This window comes from Streptomyces sp. LX-29 (assembly GCF_029541745.1).
GTDB lineage: Bacteria > Actinomycetota > Actinomycetes > Streptomycetales > Streptomycetaceae > Streptomyces.
On record NZ_CP089746.1, the window covers coordinates 5,631,808 to 5,646,750 of the forward strand.

Genomic DNA, 14,943 nt, shown 5'->3' on the forward strand with positions numbered 1-14,943 from the left:
GGGGACTCACGGGGCGTCCCCGGGACCCGCCGCCGGCCGGGGCGGAACCGACGGACACCCGACGGACATCCAACGGACATTGCCCGGACATCCGAGGGGAGATCGACGCACGGACGAGCACGACGAAAAGCCCCGGGAGGGGCGGGCCGAGAGGGCTGGTGGGAGGCGTGATCGCTGGACCGTCCGGCGTACTGCCCCTTCCCGCATCCCGCTCGGTGCGGGACGCTCACCTAGGCGAAAAGTGACCAGTAGGTAGCGACAAGCAGACGTCCTGCTTGGCGGCGAGGAGGCAGCAAGTGGTCGACGCAGACCAGACATTCGTCATCGTCGGTGGGGGCCTGGCCGGGGCCAAGGCCGCGGAGACCCTCCGCGAGGAGGGCTTCACCGGCCGGGTGATACTGATCTCCGACGAGCGCGACCACCCCTATGAGCGACCGCCGCTGTCCAAGGGCTTCCTGACCGGCAAGGACGACCGCGACAGCGTCTTCGTCCACGAGCCCGCCTGGTACGCGCAGGCCGACATCGAGCTGCACCTCGGCCAGCCCGCCGTCCGCCTCGACCGCGCCACCAGGGCCGTCGTCCTCGGCGACGGCACCCGCGTCCCCTACGACCGGCTGCTGCTGGCCACCGGCGCCGAGCCGCGCCGGCTCGACATCCCCGGCACCGGCCTGGCCGGCGTCCACCACCTCCGCAGGCTGGCCCACGCCGAGCGACTGCGCGGGGTGCTGACCGCCCTCGGCCGGGACAACGGCCAGCTGGTGATCGCCGGAGCCGGCTGGATCGGCCTGGAGGTCGCGGCCGCCGCCCGCGGCTACGGCGCCGAGGTCACCATCGTCGAGCCCGAGCCCACCCCGCTCCACGCGGTCCTCGGCCCCGAGCTCGGGACCCTCTTCGCCGACCTGCACCGCGAGCACGGCGTCCGCTTCCACTTCGGTGCCCGGCTCACCGAGATCGTCGGCCAGGACGGCATGGTGCTGGCCGCCCAGACCGACGACGGCGAGGAGCACCCCGCCCACGCCGTCCTCGCCGCCATCGGCGCGGCGCCGCGCACCGCCCTCGCCGAGGCCGCGGGCCTCCAGGTGGTGGACCGGGCGCGCGGCGGAGGCATCGCCGTCGACGCCTCGCTGCGCACCTCCGACCCCGACATCTTCGCGGCCGGCGACGTGGCCGCCGCCGACCACCCGCTGCTGGACGTGCGGCTGCGCGTCGAGCACTGGGCCAACGCCCTCAACGGCGGCCCCGCGGCCGCCCGCGCCATGCTCGGCCAGGAGGTCTCCTACGACCGCGTGCCGTACTTCTTCTCCGACCAGTACGACCTCGGCATGGAGTACTCCGGCTACGCGCCGCCCGGCTCCTACGACCAGGTGGTGTGCCGCGGAGACGTCGGCAAGCGGGAGTTCATCGCCTTCTGGCTGCGCGAGGGCCGGCTGCTGGCCGGGATGAACGTGAACGTGTGGGACGTCACCGACTCCATCCAGCGGCTCATCCGCTCCGGCGCCCGGCTGGACCCGACGGCGCTCGCCGACCCGCAGACCCCGCTGGAGTCCCTGGTCGAGGAGTAGCGACGGGCCCCGTGGCGTCATGGCCCCGCGCGGGATCCGGCTGTCACCGGCCCACCGTAGAATTCACCCCGTGGCAGGCAGGATCAACGATGACGACGTGAGGGCCGTACGGGAGGCGATCCCGATCGACGCCGTCGTGTCCGAGTACCTCCAGCTCCGCAACGCCGGCGGCGGCAACCTGAAGGGCCTGTGCCCCTTCCACGACGAGAAGTCCCCGTCCTTCCACGTCAGCCCCGCCAAGGGCCTGTACCACTGCTTCGGCTGCCAGGAGGGCGGGGACACCGTCGACTTCATCATGAAGGTCGACCACCTGTCCTTCGCCGAGACCATCGAGCGCCTCGCCTCCCAGGCCGGCATCACCCTGCGGTACGAGGAGGGCGGCTACACCCCGGGCCGCCAGCAGGGCGAGCGCACCCGCCTGGTGGAGGCCCACAGGATCGCCGCGCAGTTCTACGTCGAGCAGCTGGACAGCCCCGAGGCGGAGATCGGCCGCAAGTTCCTCGCCGAGCGCGGCTTCGACCAGGCCGCCGCCCAGCACTTCGGCGTCGGCTACAGCCCGGCCGGCTGGGACCACCTCACCCGCTACCTGCGCGGCCGCGGCTTCAGCGACAAGGAGCTGACTCTCTCCGGCCTCTCCCAGGAGGGCCGCCGCGGCCCCATCGACCGCTTCCGCGGCCGCCTGATGTGGCCGATCCGCGACATCGCGGGCGAGGTCGTCGGCTTCGGCGCCCGCAAGCTGCGCGAGGACGACAACGGCCCCAAGTACCTCAACACCCCCGAGACCCCCCTCTACCGCAAGTCCCAGGTCCTCTACGGCATCGACCTCTCGAAGAAGGAGATCGCCAAGACCAACCGGGCCGTGGTCGTCGAGGGCTACACCGACGTCATGGCCTGCCATCTCGCCGGTGTCACGACCGCCATCGCCACCTGCGGCACCTCCTTCGGCGAGGGCCACATCAAGATCCTGCGCCGCCTCCTGATGGACAACTCCGGCTCCGAGGTCGTCTTCACCTTCGACGGCGACGCGGCCGGCCAGAAGGCCGCGCTGCGCGCGTTCGAGGACGACCAGAAGTTCGCCGCCGAGACCTCCATCGCGATCACGCCCGGCGGCATGGATCCGTGCGAGCTGCGCCTGGCCGAGGGCGACGCGGCCGTCGCCGGCCTGGTGGAGTCCCGTACCCCCCTGTTCGCCTTCGCCCTGCGCTCGATCGTCTCGCGCTACAACCTCGACACCGAGGAAGGACGCATCGCGGCTGTCGACGAGGCTGTGACCGTCGTAGCTGCGATCAAGGACACCAGCCTGCGGGACCGCTATGCCATTCGGCTGGTCGGCATGGTGGGCATCACCAGCCAGGCCGAGGAGCAGTCGATCATCCGTCGCGTACGGGGCCTGGCCCGCAGTCGTGCTGGGCGGGCACCGCAGGGCCCCGCACGCACCGAGACGCGCGCCGCGGCCGGCAGGGGGGCGCCGACGACCGCTGCCCCTCCGGTGCCTCGCGGTCCGGCACTCAACCTCCGCAGCCCCTCACGCCTGGTCGAGCGCGAGCTGCTCAAGCTCGCCCTTCAGCGCCCCGACCTGGTCGCCCCCGCCTTCGACGCGTATGGCGTCGACGAGTTCACGGCGCCGCCCTACGCCGCGGTTCGTCAATGCATCCAGGACGCGGGCGGCGTGAGTGCGGCCGATGCCGGATACACCGCCCGCGTTCTCGAAGCCGCTGCCGACGACTCCGTCCGCACGATGATCACCGAACTCACCGTCGAGTCCCTGCGTACCCGCCGTGACCCCGACGTGGCCTACGCGGGCGAGCAACTGGTGCGTGTTCGCATCGCGGCGGTGGATGCCCGGATCGCCGATCTGGAGGGTGCCGCCCGCCGCTGCGAGGCCCAGGGCGACCACGAGGGTGCCGCCGACGTCCACAAAGAGGCATGGGTCCTCCAGCAGTACGCTCGCTCCCTCCGCGAACGAGGCTCTGCGGCGCTGTAGCCGATTCCAGCCCGTCCCGATCGAGCCTGCCGGTACTCGGCCACGAGCCCAGGCCGAGACCAGCCCGTCCGGCGTCTGAGGACGAGCCCGGCGAAGCCGGGGCGACACCGCACCCGCACCCACAAACGGCGCCCGACTCGCCCCGACCTTCCCGCCGGACGGCAAGGGGTCATCGGTCGGTCACCGCCCGCTCGGCAAAAAGTGCCCGCACGCCCCTCGTGGCGGGCCTGTGTCGTACTCCACACTGGGGAGCGGTGCCTGAGTCTTCGGAACGCGGCGGTGTCGGCGGTCGGGAAGGACCGGAAGCCCCCGCAGATCCGCTCACGATGTACGGGACGGATGGCGGCGCGGCCGCCGCAGCCGCGCCCGATCGCCCTGTCGTCTCAAGCGCGATCACCCTGGAGGTCGCCCTCGTGCAGACCCAGACCCTCACCGACGTGACGACGACGGACGTCACCACCGAGATCCCCGCCCATGTCGCGGCCCTCGCCACCGGCGGTGGCGCCGCGGACACCGTCGTGCCGTCGCAGGGCATGCCCCCGCTCCATCCCGAGGCGGACCCGGGCGAGCCCCCGCCCCCGCCTGAGGCCCCCGAGCCCGCCGCCGTACGGGCGGACACCGGTAGCCCCTCCTCGGACCTCTTCCGCCAGTACTTGCGCGAGATCGGCCGCATCCCGCTGCTCTCCGCGGCCGAGGAGGTGGAGCTGGCGCGCCGGGTGGAGGCCGGGCTGTTCGCCGAGGAGAAGCTGGGCAACGCCCCGGACCTGGACACCCAGCTCGCGCTCGACCTCGACAAGCTCGTGGTGCTGGGCCGGATGGCCAAGCGCCGCCTGATCGAGGCCAACCTGCGGCTGGTCGTCTCCGTCGCCAAGCGCTACGTCGGCCGCGGGCTGACCATGCTGGACCTGGTCCAGGAGGGCAACCTCGGCCTGATACGAGCCGTGGAGAAGTTCGACTACGCCCGCGGGTACAAGTTCTCCACCTACGCCACCTGGTGGATCCGCCAGGCCATGTCGCGCGCCCTGGCCGACCAGGCCCGGACGATCCGGGTCCCGGTGCACGTCGTCGAGCTGATCAACCGCGTGGTGCGGGTGCAGCGCCGGATGCTCCAGGAGCGGGGCTACGAGCCCCCGCCCGAGGAGGTCGCCGCCCACCTCGACCTGCCCCCCGAGCGGGTCAGCGAGGTGCTGCGGCTTGCTCAGGAGCCGGTCTCACTGCACGCCCCCGTCGGCGAGGAGGACGATGTCGCCCTCGGTGACCTGATCGAGGACGGCGACGCCGCCTCCCCGGTCGAGTCCGCGGCCTTCCTGCTGCTCAAGGAGCACCTGGAGGCCGTCCTCTCCACCCTCGGCGAGCGCGAACGCAAGGTCGTCCAGCTCCGCTACGGCCTGGCCGACGGCCGCCCCCGCACCCTGGAGGAGATCGGCCGCATCTTCGGCGTCACGCGGGAGCGGATCCGCCAGATCGAGTCGAAGACCCTCAACAAGCTGCGCGAGCACGCGTTCGCGGACCAGCTGCGCGGATATCTGGACTGACCGCCCGGTGCGGGGCGGTGGTGGAGCGGGACGACGCGGCGCCCCGGTCCGCCGTCCTAGACCGTGCGCGCCGGGTCGAAGGCGCCCGGGTGGGTCTGTTCGCGGACGGCGACGTACTGCTGGCGGACGGCCTGGCCGACGGCGAGCTCCTCGCCCGGCTCGAAGACCTGGCTGGCCGCCGCGGGCCACATCGGCGGCTGGCGCGGGGAGAGGGTGCCGTGGTGGACGCCGAGGGCCCAGGCGGCCTGGCGGGCGGCTCCCAGGGCGGCGTAGTCGGCAGGCTGGGGGACGACGATCTGGGCGCCGAGGAGGGCGGGGGCGATCGCCCGGACGGCGGGCAGGTCGGCGGCCGGGCCGAGGAGGAAGACGCGGCGCACCTCCACACCACGCCCGCGCAGCACGTCCAGCGCGTCCGCGAGCCCGCACAGCATGCCCTCGAAGGCGGCCCGCGCCAGGTGCTCCCGCTTCATGCTCTCGCGCCGCAGGCCGGCCAGCGTGCCGGCGGTGTGCGGGAGGTGCGGGGTGCGCTCGCCCTCCAGATAGGGGAGGAGGACCAGGCCGTAGGAGCCGGGGGAGGAGGCGAGGGCGAGCTCGGAGAGGCCCTCCAGGTCGCAGCCGAGCAGCTCCGCGGTGCCGCGCAGCGCCCGCACCGCGTTGAGGGTGTGCACCACCGGCAGGTGCATGCCGGTGGCGTCCGCGTAGGAGGTGATGGTGCCGGTGGGGTCGGCGAGCGCCTCGTGGTGGACGGCGAAGACGGAGCCGGAGGCGCCGAGGGAGATCACCGCGTCGCCGATGCCGACGCCCAGTCCGAAGGCCGCCGCCATCGTCTCGCCGGTGCCGGCGGAGATCAGCAGCCCCTCGGGCGTGTGGCCGGCGGGCTCGCAGGGGCCGATGACGTCGGGAAGCCGCACCTGGTGGCCCAGGGCCAGCTCCACCAGGTCGGGGCGGTAGCCGCCGGTGGCCGCCGACCAGAAGCCGGTGCCGGAGGCGGCGCCGCGGTCGGTGGTGCGCCGCACCGGGCGGCCCAGCAGCTGCCACACCAGCCAGTCGTGCGGCTGGAGCAGCTCGGCCACCCGGCGCGCCGACTCCGGCTCGGAGCGGGCCAGCCAGCGCAGCTTCGCCACGGCCAGGCCGGAGTGCGGCACCAGGCCGACGGCCTGCGCCCAGGCGGAGCGCCCGCCGAGCGCGTCGATCAGGTCGGCGGCGGCGGCCTGCGCCCGCTTGTCGTTCCCGGCCATCGCGGGGCGCACCAACACCCCGCCGGCGTCCAGCGCCAGCAGCCCCTGCTGCTGCGCGGAGACGCCGATGGCCTGCACGCCCTCCAGCAGACCGCCCTCGGCGGCCTCACCGAGGGAGAGCAGCCACGCCTGCGGGTCCACATCGCTGCCGCCGGCCGGGTGCGGCGCGTACCCCTGCTTGAGTACGGCACCCGTGTCCGTGTCGCAGACGACGATGCGAGTGCTCTCCGACGAGCTGTCCAGACCGGCGACTATCCCCATAGCCCCAGATGATGCCCTATCGCCGCACTGCGGGCGTCCTGTATCGGCGTGGGGCGTCAGGTGTTGCTGGTGCCCCAGTCGTCGTCCTCCGGGGCCCGGTCCTCGCGCAGCGAGCGGACCCGGCTCGCCATGGAGTCCGGGAGCCGGTCCCCGACCCTGGCGCTGACCGTGTCGAACGCCTTGGAGGCGGCCTTGCGCCCGCCGAGCGCGGTGGCTTCGGCGGTGTTGCGCACCGCCGGATTCCGGGCGACCCGCTGCGCGGTCTTGCGCAGCTGCTCGTACCGCTCGCGGCCGGCGCGCGTGCCGAGCACGTACCCGACGGCCACTCCGGTGATGAACGTCAGCCGGTAGCGCATCCCACTGCCCTTCCCGTTGGACCTGGCCCCGTACCCGCCTACCCTCGGCCGCCGGAGATCATCCGTCGGACACGCGCAGGCCACCTCGGGGATACCGATTGGCGGAGCACCCCCCTGCTTGCGCTAATGTATGTCTCGCAGCGAGCGCGCGCCGTCCGGTTGGACCGGGTGGGGGCGTGATCGAGGCACACGGAGCAATCCCCTGTAGCTCAATTGGCAGAGCAGCCGGCTGTTAACCGGCAGGTTACTGGTTCGAGTCCAGTCGGGGGAGCTCGGTCCCCTGTAGCTCAATTGGCAGAGCATTCGGCTGTTAACCGGAGGGTTACTGGTTCGAGTCCAGTCGGGGGAGCAGCGGAAGAGGACCCCTTCGGGGGTCCTTTTTCATGTTCGGGCCCGCGCGGGCGAGGACTGCCGGGCCGGTTTCAGACCGGTGCCGGCCCGGAACCCGGCCGGTTTCACGCCCGGATTTCGGCCTCGGGATTTTTCCCGATCCACCGGGAACCGAACGTCGGTGATCGCAGTCCTCTAGGTTGGCAGTGCCGCTTACGGCGGCCCCCCGGGGCAACAGATCGTATGAGCGGCTATGCTGCGGCAGACGGCGCGCACAGATGTGCGCGACACGCCGCTACGGGGCGGTAGCTCAGCCGGTTAGAGCAGCGGACTCATAATCCGTCGGCCGTGGGTTCGAGTCCCACCCGCCCCACCAAAGCTCGCTGGGAAGAAACGATCTGACCAGCTTCGTGATCACGTCACCCCGCCGGGTCGGCCCGGCTGTCCCACGCCCCGCCGCGTAGCGGGAGCGGCGTTCGGGGGACGGGGCTGCCGCGCCCCGCGGGACCGGGCGAGCCCTGGCATCTGCTGCTGCGCTTCACCGGCCGGGATCCTCGCGACCACCCCGGCGGCGGTGCCGTCCAGCCGGCCGGCGCGCTGGAAGACGGCGGTCGCCTCGACGCTCGCCATCGCCGCGGTCACTCTCTGCGCCAGCGGTCGGCTGGCGCCGCGTCCGGCGGGGCTCTCCGTGGTGCCGTGCACCCTGCTCGTCGCGCCGCTGTCTAGGGTGCTGATGACCTATGTGGCCCTGCGGGTGGTCACCCGGCTGCTACGCCGTTGCTATTGGATCTATCCCACCACACTCAGATAAGACGCCTTTTGTCCGACTTGAGAGTGAAAGAAGGGAATTCTTCGGAAGAAAGCCGTCACATCCTGTGTCTCACCGCGTTTCTCCAGGTGTCGGCGTCCGCTGGCCGTCGTTGAACATACGAGGAGAAAACCCCCATGCTGAAGAAGGCCCTTGCCTGCGCTTCGCTTGCCGTCGCCGCGACCGGAGCCACGGGCTTCATCGCCCCGGCTGCCATCGCTTCGGACGCCGAAGGCGGCAACTACTCGCAGAACATCAACCTGCTGCCGCACCTGTGCGTGGACGCCAAGGACATCAACGTCCTGAACGTGACGCCGATCGAGGTGCTCAACGGCACCGACGGCCAGCAGTGCAACGAGGAGTCGAAGGTCTTCGACAACTCGAAGGACCCGCTCTCCGACCTCCTCGACCTGGGCGCCTACCAGAACTGATCAGGCCTTCCAGGCAGCGGCCGCCCCGAGCCTCCGGGGCGGCCGCTTCAGTGTGCCCGCCGTCGCGCTCCGCCGGCATGCCGCGCCCGCCCGATCCGCCCGGGTGCGCGTCGCCATGCCGTCGCCGTGGCGCCGCTGTGCCGTTACGGGTAGACCCGCCGGTCGGCCGGTCCTTCGTGCGCGCCCGTGCGTGTGCCCGTCCCGTCCGGTGATCCTGTCGCCGGGGGCGTCGTCCGGCCGCGGTGTCCCGACGTGGCGCGCCGGAGCGCCGGCCGGGACTTTCGGGACGCACCCCGTCACCCCCGCCGCCGGACAACGGGGCTGGCCCCCCGCGGATCCGCGGGGGGCCAGGAGGAGCGTGCGAAGCGAGCGGCTCAGTTCTGAGCGGTGCCGATGTCGAGGAGGTCGGCGAGGGGGTCCTTCGAGTTGTCGAAGACCTTCGACTTCTCGTTGCACTGCTGGCCGTCGGTGCCGTTGAGCACCTCGATCGGCGTCACGTTCAGGACGTTGATGTCCTTGGCGTCCACGCACAGGTGCGGCAGCAGGTTCACGTTGGAGCTGAAGTCGCCGCCTTCGGCGTCCGACGCCATGGCGACGGAGGGAAGCACGAGTCCGGTGGCTGCCGCGGCCAGGGAGGCGCAGGCGATGGCCCTCTTGAGCATGGGGGGTGGTCTCCTCGGGTGGATCAGAGGTCAGGGGTCAGCGGTTGATGCAGATGTTGCCCATGGCCGGGTTCAAGAAGCCGACGGCGTTGATCGTGTTGCCGCACAGGTTGATCGGGATGTTGATCGGGACCTGGATGTTGTTGCCGCTGACGACACCTGGCGAGCCGGCCGCGAGGCCGTTGGCGTGGGCGCCGCCGTACTCGTTGTACTCGCCTCCGTTGTCGTGGTGGTAGAAGTGCTTCTCGTCGTGGGTGTCGCGGTGGTTGCCGTGTCCGCCGTTGTGGTTGCCGTGTCCGCCGTAACCACCGTTGTGGTTGCCGTGGTCACGGCCCTTGCCGTTGCCGTTGTTGTCGTGGTCGTGGGCGAGGACGCCGGCGGCCGAGCCGAGGACGGTGACGCCCGCGGCGACGGTCAGGACTGCGGCTTTCGAGAGTGCCTTCACGGAGCTCTCCATTTCTCTGTTCAGTGGTGACTTCCCGGGTGACTTCCTGGTGACCTGAGAACGACCTCGTCGTATGGCAGGTGCGGAGCGCCACTCGGATGGCTCTGCAAAGGCGAGCCGTACTGTGTCAGCGGCTTTTCGTCAAAGGTGGATCGATCGACCGCGTGGGATGGCGCGCGTGGAGACCGTGGACACGGAATTCCCCGGTCACACGGTCTCCGGATCGCCTGGCGCGTCAGACGTTGAGGTCAGACGTTGGCGCAGAAATTGCCCATCGCCGGGTTGAGCGCACCGACGAGGTCGATGGTGTTGCCGCACAGGTTGATCGGGATGTTGACCGGGACCTGGATGTTGTTTCCGCTCACCACGCCGGGCGAGCCGATGGCGCCACCGTTGGCGATGGCGGCGTTCCCTCCGTCGTCGCCGCCGCCGGCCACCGCGGTGCCGGCGCCGCCGAGGGCCACGGCGCTCGCGCTGATGGTCAGGACCGCAACCCTGGAAATGCGCTTCACGATGCTTCCTTTCGCTGATCGTCGCTCGGGCGGCCTGAACAACGAATGGAGCAGTACGCGGATACGCCGCGTCACCCGAATGCCGGCTTGCGGGAGTTCGCGACCCGATAATCCGGTCGGTGGCCGGGGCCGGCCGTGCGCGGACCGCCAGTCGGAGTAACAGATCATGCGAACCGCGATGGGCGCGGATAGCAAGGACGTGTTGACGCCCCTTCAGGGCGATCCGGTCGTGACCCAGTTAAGGAATGACGCCCATGCGCATGTCCCTGCGCTCCGCGGCCGTGGCCGCCCTGATAATCGCGGTGCCGCTGACGTCCTTGTCGGCCGCCGCGGTGACCTCGCCGCGGTACATCGACCCCCCGGCGCGGTCCGGCCTCGCCCCGCTTCACCAGTCCGGCGACGACGCCATCCCCGGGCAGTACATCGTGACCCTGGCCGCCGGGGTGAGCCCCGAGGCGGTCGCGGGCCTGATCGGCGTCACGCCGCTGTACACGTACACCGACGCGCCCCGGGGCTTCGCGGCGCGGCTCACCCCCGAGCAGGTCGAGATGTTGCGCCGACAGCCCGGGGTCGAGGCGGTCGAGGAGGACGCGATCTTCTCCGTCCCCCCCGACGCCAACGCCAGCGGGCCGGCGGGCTATCGGGGGCCGGAACGTTACGAGGGCCGCTACGAGGGTCGTTACGAGGGGCGTGACGAGGGCCGCAACGAGGGCCGGCGCGCCGACGAGGAGGGGCCCGGCGACGTCGATGTCGGTGAGCTCGGTGATGGTGGTGATGTCGGTGATGCCGGCGTGGGCGACGTCCGTGAGGACGAGGCCGGCGCGCCGGAACCGCCGCTGGCCGACCGAGAGGTGGACGGGAGCGACCCCGTCGGGCGGCCGGGCCCGGACCTCCCCCCGCACAGCCCGAACACCGGTGCCCTGGACCGTACGGTCACCGGCCACGCGGCGGACGTCCCCTGGGGTCTGACCAGGATCAACGGCCGGGAGCCCGGTGGCAGCGGCTTCACCGTCACGGCCACCGGGGCGGGCGTCACCTCGTACGTCATCGACAGTGGCGTCGAGCTGGCGCACCCGGACTTCGGCGGACGGGCGGTGGCGGGAGAGACCTTCATCGACGACGGCCGGGGCGCCGGCGACTGCGCCGGGCACGGCACCCACGTGGCCGGCACGCTCGGCGGCACCGAGTCGGGGGTGGCCAAGCAGACGAAGCTGGTCTCCGTACGGGTCTTCGACTGCGAAGGTGAGAGCTCCAACTCCATCATCATGGCCGCCATCAACTGGGTGGCCGCCAACGCCCAGAAGCCCGCGGTGGCCAACCTCTCGCTGGGCGGGCCGTTCTCCCGCGCCATGAACCTGGCGGTGGAGAACCTCGCCGCCACCGGCGTCTTCCCGGTCGTGGCGGCGGGCAACGACGACATCAACGCCTGCGGGATCTCCCCGGCGAGCTCGGCCGGCGCGTACACCGTCGCCGCCGTCGACAAGGCCGACCGCAAGGCGTGGTTCAGCAACTGGGGCGCCTGCGTCGACACCAACGGCCCGGGGGTGGGCATCCGCTCCACCTTCCTCGACGGCAGCTTCAGCGAGTTGGAGGGGACCTCCATGGCGGCACCGCACGTCGCGGGCGTCGCCGCGCTCTACAAGGAGGCCAAGGGAGACGCCTCCTTCGAGACGCTGTCCTCCTGGCTCACCGAGAACGCCACCACCGGCATCGACACCAGCGGCTACCTCGGCATGCCCACCGGGACGCCACCCCTGCTGGTCTATACCGGAGGGCTGTGAGGGGGCGATCCAGCCACCGGCTCCAGGGCCGGGGCCGGAATACCGGTCGGCGGCGGACCGTTACCGTGGCGGGGCATCCGCCGCCGACCCGGAAGCAGGGACCTCACACCATGAGCACCGTGGAACTCACCAAGGACAACTTCGACGAGATCGTCGCCGGCAGCGACTTCGTCCTGATCGACTTCTGGGCGGAGTGGTGTGGCCCCTGCCGACGCTTCGCCCCCGTCTACGAGAAGGCCGCCGCCCGCCACCAGGACCTGGTCTTCGGGAAGGTCGACACCGAGGCGCAGCCCGAGCTCGCCGCCACCTTCCAGATCCAGTCCATCCCCACCCTGATGATCGTGCGCGACGACATCGCGGTGTACGCGCAGCCGGGCGCCCTCCCCGAGCAGGCGCTGGAGGACCTCATCAGCCAGGCGCGGGCCCTGGACATGGACGAGGTGCGGGCCTCGGTCGCCCAGGCCGGGGAGCCGGGCGCGCGTGGGTGAGCTGCTCCTGGTCCGCCACGGCGAGACCGAGTGGAGCCGCTCCGGCCGGCACACCAGCTGGACCGACCTGCCGCTGACCGGGCGCGGCGAGGACCAGGCCCGGGCGCTGCGCCCGCTGCTGGCCACCCGCACCATCGGCCTCGCGCTGGTCAGCCCGCTCGCCCGGGCCCGGCACACCGCGGAGCTGGCCGGCATCGAGGACGCGCGGACCGAGCCCGACCTCCACGAGTGGGACTACGGAGGGTACGAGGGCATCACGACGGCCGAGATCCGGAGCGCCCGGCCCGGCTGGGAGCTCTGGACCGACGGTGTCGTGGCCGGCGGCCCCGACCACCCGGGGGAGTCCGCCGAACAGGTGGGCGCGCGCGTCGACCGGCTGCTGGCCCGCATCGCCCCGTCGCTGGCCCCGGAGGCCACCGAGGGGGACGTGCTGCTGGTGGCGCACGCCCATGTGCTGCGGGTGCTGACGGCGCGTCGACTCGGCCTGGAATCGGCCGCCGGGGCGCTGTTCCGGCTCGACACCGCGACCCTCGGTCGACTGGGGTACGAGCACGGGCGCCCCGCGATGCTCGCGTGGAACGTAGGCTCTGACCTGTCCTGACAACAGCTCAGCCACAGGAGGCAACGAGCCCATGGCCACCACTCGCACCGCAGCCACCCACTGGGAAGGCAATCTTCTCGAGGGCAAGGGCCAGGTCAGCCTGAACTCCTCGAACATCGGCACCTACGACGTCACCTGGGCGTCCCGCGCCGAGCAGCCGGCCGGCCGGACCAGCCCCGAGGAGCTGATCGCCGCCGCCCACTCCAGCTGCTACTCGATGGCCTTCTCGCACGGCCTGGCCGGCAAGGGGCACACCGTGGAGTCGCTGGACACCAAGGCCGACGTCACCTTCCAGCCCGGCGAGGGCATCACCGGCATCCACCTCACCGTCAAGGCGCGGGTTCCGGGTCTGAGCGAGGAGGACTTCCAGGCAGCCGCCGAGGACGCCAAGAAGAACTGCCCGGTGAGCCAGGCCCTGGCCGGCACCACCATCACCCTGGAGGCGGAGCTGCTCGGCTGATCCACTCAGTCGACCGGCGTCACCCGCTGGAGCAGCCCCCAGGTGAACTCCGCCACGTGTGGGCGGGGTTCACCACCGGGCCGCTCCGGCGCCTCGAAGGCCAGCCGCCAGCGCGTCGGGGCGGTGCCCTCCATGGGTCGTGCCGGCGCGAAGGCCCGTGCCACCTCGTCCACGGTGCAGCTCCACGGAGTCAGGTCCGCGGCCGTACGGGGCGTGGGCCCCGGGGCGCCGGGGACCCGCACCAGCCACTCGTTCCACACCGCCCCGCCCGGCGCCACCAGCACCTCGAAACGGAGATCGGGCCAGAGCGGCACCGGCCATCGCAGCGCCTCGCACCTCAGTTCGCCGACGCTCCGGAGGGACGTCGACTCGGGCGCCCCCAGCACGGAGCGGTAGCGGGCGGCGGCGCCGCGCCGCCGCGGCGAGTGCCGCATCGCCTGCCACCGCTTGTTCGCCTCGCGCATCTGCGCCCGGCTGAAGCCCAGCTCCCGCAGCGCGTCCTCGACCAGCTCCGGGTGGTGGTCGGCCATCCTGCGCAGCAGGACCAGGATGAAGGGGAAGGGCTCGGGAAGCGCGTCGGACGCCTCAGGCGCGGAGTTCATGACCCCCATCGTCGCGCACCGACACGCGCCCCGGCCGCCGCGTCCCGGGGAGGAACAGCACCGAGTTGACGTACCGCCGGCGGCCCGGCCCCAGGCTGCGGCGCAGCAGCCCGTGCTCCGCCACATGGCAGCTGCGGGCCTGGTGTCCGGCCAGGTCGAAGCGGGACAGCTCCACCCACTCCCGGCCCGGCAGCACCCAGCCCCGATAGCCGAGCCCGCCCAGGAGCTCCAGCACCGGCCCGGGCGGCTGGATGCGCGCCTCCAGCTCCACGAAGAGCGCCGGGTGCTGGCGGACGAGCAGCCGTCGCGCTCCGCGCAGCACGGCCAGCTCGGCGCCGTCCACATCCACCTTCAGCAGGGTCACGGGGCCCAGCACCAGCTCGTCCAGCGCCACACAGTCCACCTCCAACGCGGCCCCGTGCACCGGGCGGCGCACCAGGGAGGACACGCCCCGGTCACCGCGGCCACCGGGCGGCAGCCACAGCGTGGCCCGGCCGGGGCCCTCGGCGGCCGCGGCCTGGATCACCTGGACGTTGGCGGCGGAGGTGGCGGCCAGGGCCCGGGCCAGGTGCGGCACCGGTTCGATCACCACCACCCGCTCCGCGCGCCGCGCCAGCCGCCGGGTCCACGGCCCGTACCAGCCGCCGACGTCCACGGCGGTGCCGCCCGGCGGGCAGAAGTCGGCGAGCCGGGCCAGCTCGGGTTCGAAGCGCGGGTAGAGGCGGGAGGCGGCCTCGGCGACGAGCCGGGCCGGCAGCAGCGGGCCGAGCCGGGCGGCGAGCGTCATGACCGGGGTCTCCCGTCGTCTGCCGGGGTGTTTCCGGGGGCGTGGTCGGAGGCGGGGGCGGTGTCGGGGACGGCGGGGGCGGCCTTGGAAGGGGAGGCGG

Annotated in this window: 15 protein-coding genes and 3 tRNA genes; 11 read left to right on the forward strand and 7 right to left on the reverse strand. The window is 72.2% G+C overall.

Annotation, left to right across the window (positions count from 1 at the left end):
* Positions 1-296 precede the first annotated feature (296 nt).
* The 3 genes from LRS74_RS23690 (at position 297) to LRS74_RS23700 (ending at position 5,081) form a co-directional block, all read left to right on the forward strand.
* Positions 297-1,562 (forward strand): FAD-dependent oxidoreductase, encoded by a 1,266-nt coding sequence (locus LRS74_RS23690; protein ID WP_277742906.1) that lies wholly within the window; start codon positions 297-299, stop codon positions 1,560-1,562.
* A gap of 70 nt (positions 1,563-1,632) precedes the next feature.
* On the forward strand, positions 1,633-3,546 hold the full coding sequence (dnaG, locus tag LRS74_RS23695) for a DNA primase (RefSeq protein WP_277742907.1): 1,914 nt from the start codon (positions 1,633-1,635) through the stop codon (positions 3,544-3,546).
* Between the two features lie 254 nt (positions 3,547-3,800).
* Positions 3,801-5,081, forward strand: a complete 1,281-nt coding sequence (locus tag LRS74_RS23700) for an RNA polymerase sigma factor (RefSeq protein ID WP_277742908.1) — start codon at positions 3,801-3,803, stop codon at positions 5,079-5,081.
* A gap of 56 nt (positions 5,082-5,137) precedes the next feature.
* On the opposite strand, the gene LRS74_RS23705 is transcribed toward LRS74_RS23700, so the two are convergent.
* Together LRS74_RS23705 and LRS74_RS23710 are read right to left on the reverse strand one after the other, a co-directional pair.
* Complete coding sequence (locus LRS74_RS23705; protein WP_277742909.1) at positions 5,138-6,580, reverse strand: FGGY family carbohydrate kinase; 1,443 nt, start codon at positions 6,578-6,580, stop codon at positions 5,138-5,140.
* Positions 6,581-6,636: 56 nt separating this feature from the next.
* Positions 6,637-6,936: a YtxH domain-containing protein gene (locus tag LRS74_RS23710; protein ID WP_277742910.1), complete on the reverse strand. Its 300-nt coding sequence runs from the start codon at positions 6,934-6,936 to the stop codon at positions 6,637-6,639.
* Positions 6,937-7,134: 198 nt separating this feature from the next.
* Here LRS74_RS23710 and LRS74_RS23715 point away from each other — a divergent pair.
* The 4 genes from LRS74_RS23715 to LRS74_RS23730 all read left to right on the forward strand — a co-directional run bounded on the left by LRS74_RS23715 (position 7,135) and on the right by LRS74_RS23730 (position 8,505).
* A tRNA-Asn gene (locus LRS74_RS23715) sits at positions 7,135-7,207 on the forward strand.
* Between the two features lie 5 nt (positions 7,208-7,212).
* Positions 7,213-7,285 (forward strand) — tRNA-Asn (locus LRS74_RS23720).
* Between the two features lie 280 nt (positions 7,286-7,565).
* A tRNA-Ile gene (locus LRS74_RS23725) sits at positions 7,566-7,642 on the forward strand.
* Between the two features lie 569 nt (positions 7,643-8,211).
* Positions 8,212-8,505 carry a hypothetical protein gene (locus LRS74_RS23730; RefSeq protein WP_277742911.1) on the forward strand — a complete coding sequence of 98 codons (294 nt, stop codon included), beginning with the start codon at positions 8,212-8,214 and terminating at the stop codon, positions 8,503-8,505.
* Positions 8,506-8,879: 374 nt separating this feature from the next.
* Here LRS74_RS23730 and LRS74_RS23735 read toward each other — a convergent pair whose 3' ends face one another.
* From LRS74_RS23735 to LRS74_RS23745, 3 genes are all read right to left on the reverse strand, one after another.
* Positions 8,880-9,167 (reverse strand): hypothetical protein, encoded by a 288-nt coding sequence (locus tag LRS74_RS23735; protein ID WP_277742912.1) that lies wholly within the window; start codon positions 9,165-9,167, stop codon positions 8,880-8,882.
* 37 nt (positions 9,168-9,204) lie between these two features.
* Positions 9,205-9,612, reverse strand: a complete 408-nt coding sequence (locus LRS74_RS23740) for a chaplin (protein ID WP_277742913.1) — start codon at positions 9,610-9,612, stop codon at positions 9,205-9,207.
* Positions 9,613-9,860: 248 nt separating this feature from the next.
* Positions 9,861-10,124 carry a chaplin gene (locus LRS74_RS23745; RefSeq protein WP_277742914.1) on the reverse strand — a complete coding sequence of 88 codons (264 nt, stop codon included), beginning with the start codon at positions 10,122-10,124 and terminating at the stop codon, positions 9,861-9,863.
* A 254-nt stretch (positions 10,125-10,378) separates the two neighbouring features.
* On the opposite strand from LRS74_RS23745, the gene LRS74_RS23750 reads away from it, so the two are divergent.
* The 4 genes from LRS74_RS23750 to LRS74_RS23765 all read left to right on the forward strand — a co-directional run bounded on the left by LRS74_RS23750 (position 10,379) and on the right by LRS74_RS23765 (position 13,454).
* Positions 10,379-11,905, forward strand: a complete 1,527-nt coding sequence (locus LRS74_RS23750) for a S8 family peptidase (protein WP_277742915.1) — start codon at positions 10,379-10,381, stop codon at positions 11,903-11,905.
* A gap of 110 nt (positions 11,906-12,015) precedes the next feature.
* Positions 12,016-12,393: a thioredoxin gene (trxA, locus tag LRS74_RS23755; RefSeq protein WP_277742916.1), complete on the forward strand. Its 378-nt coding sequence runs from the start codon at positions 12,016-12,018 to the stop codon at positions 12,391-12,393.
* Positions 12,386-12,994, forward strand: a complete 609-nt coding sequence (locus LRS74_RS23760) for a histidine phosphatase family protein (RefSeq protein ID WP_277742917.1) — start codon at positions 12,386-12,388, stop codon at positions 12,992-12,994. The genes trxA and LRS74_RS23760 overlap by 8 nt, the downstream gene beginning before the upstream one ends.
* 31 nt (positions 12,995-13,025) lie before the next feature.
* Positions 13,026-13,454: an OsmC family protein gene (locus tag LRS74_RS23765; RefSeq protein WP_277742918.1), complete on the forward strand. Its 429-nt coding sequence runs from the start codon at positions 13,026-13,028 to the stop codon at positions 13,452-13,454.
* A 5-nt stretch (positions 13,455-13,459) separates the two neighbouring features.
* On the opposite strand, the gene LRS74_RS23770 is transcribed toward LRS74_RS23765, so the two are convergent.
* A complete protein-coding gene (locus LRS74_RS23770) occupies positions 13,460-14,056 on the reverse strand; it encodes a hypothetical protein (RefSeq protein WP_277742919.1) in 597 nt (198 codons plus the stop codon).
* Positions 14,040-14,843 carry an FkbM family methyltransferase gene (locus tag LRS74_RS23775; RefSeq protein ID WP_277742920.1) on the reverse strand — a complete coding sequence of 268 codons (804 nt, stop codon included), beginning with the start codon at positions 14,841-14,843 and terminating at the stop codon, positions 14,040-14,042. The genes LRS74_RS23770 and LRS74_RS23775 overlap by 17 nt, the downstream gene beginning before the upstream one ends.
* Between the last annotated feature and the right edge of the window lie 100 nt (positions 14,844-14,943).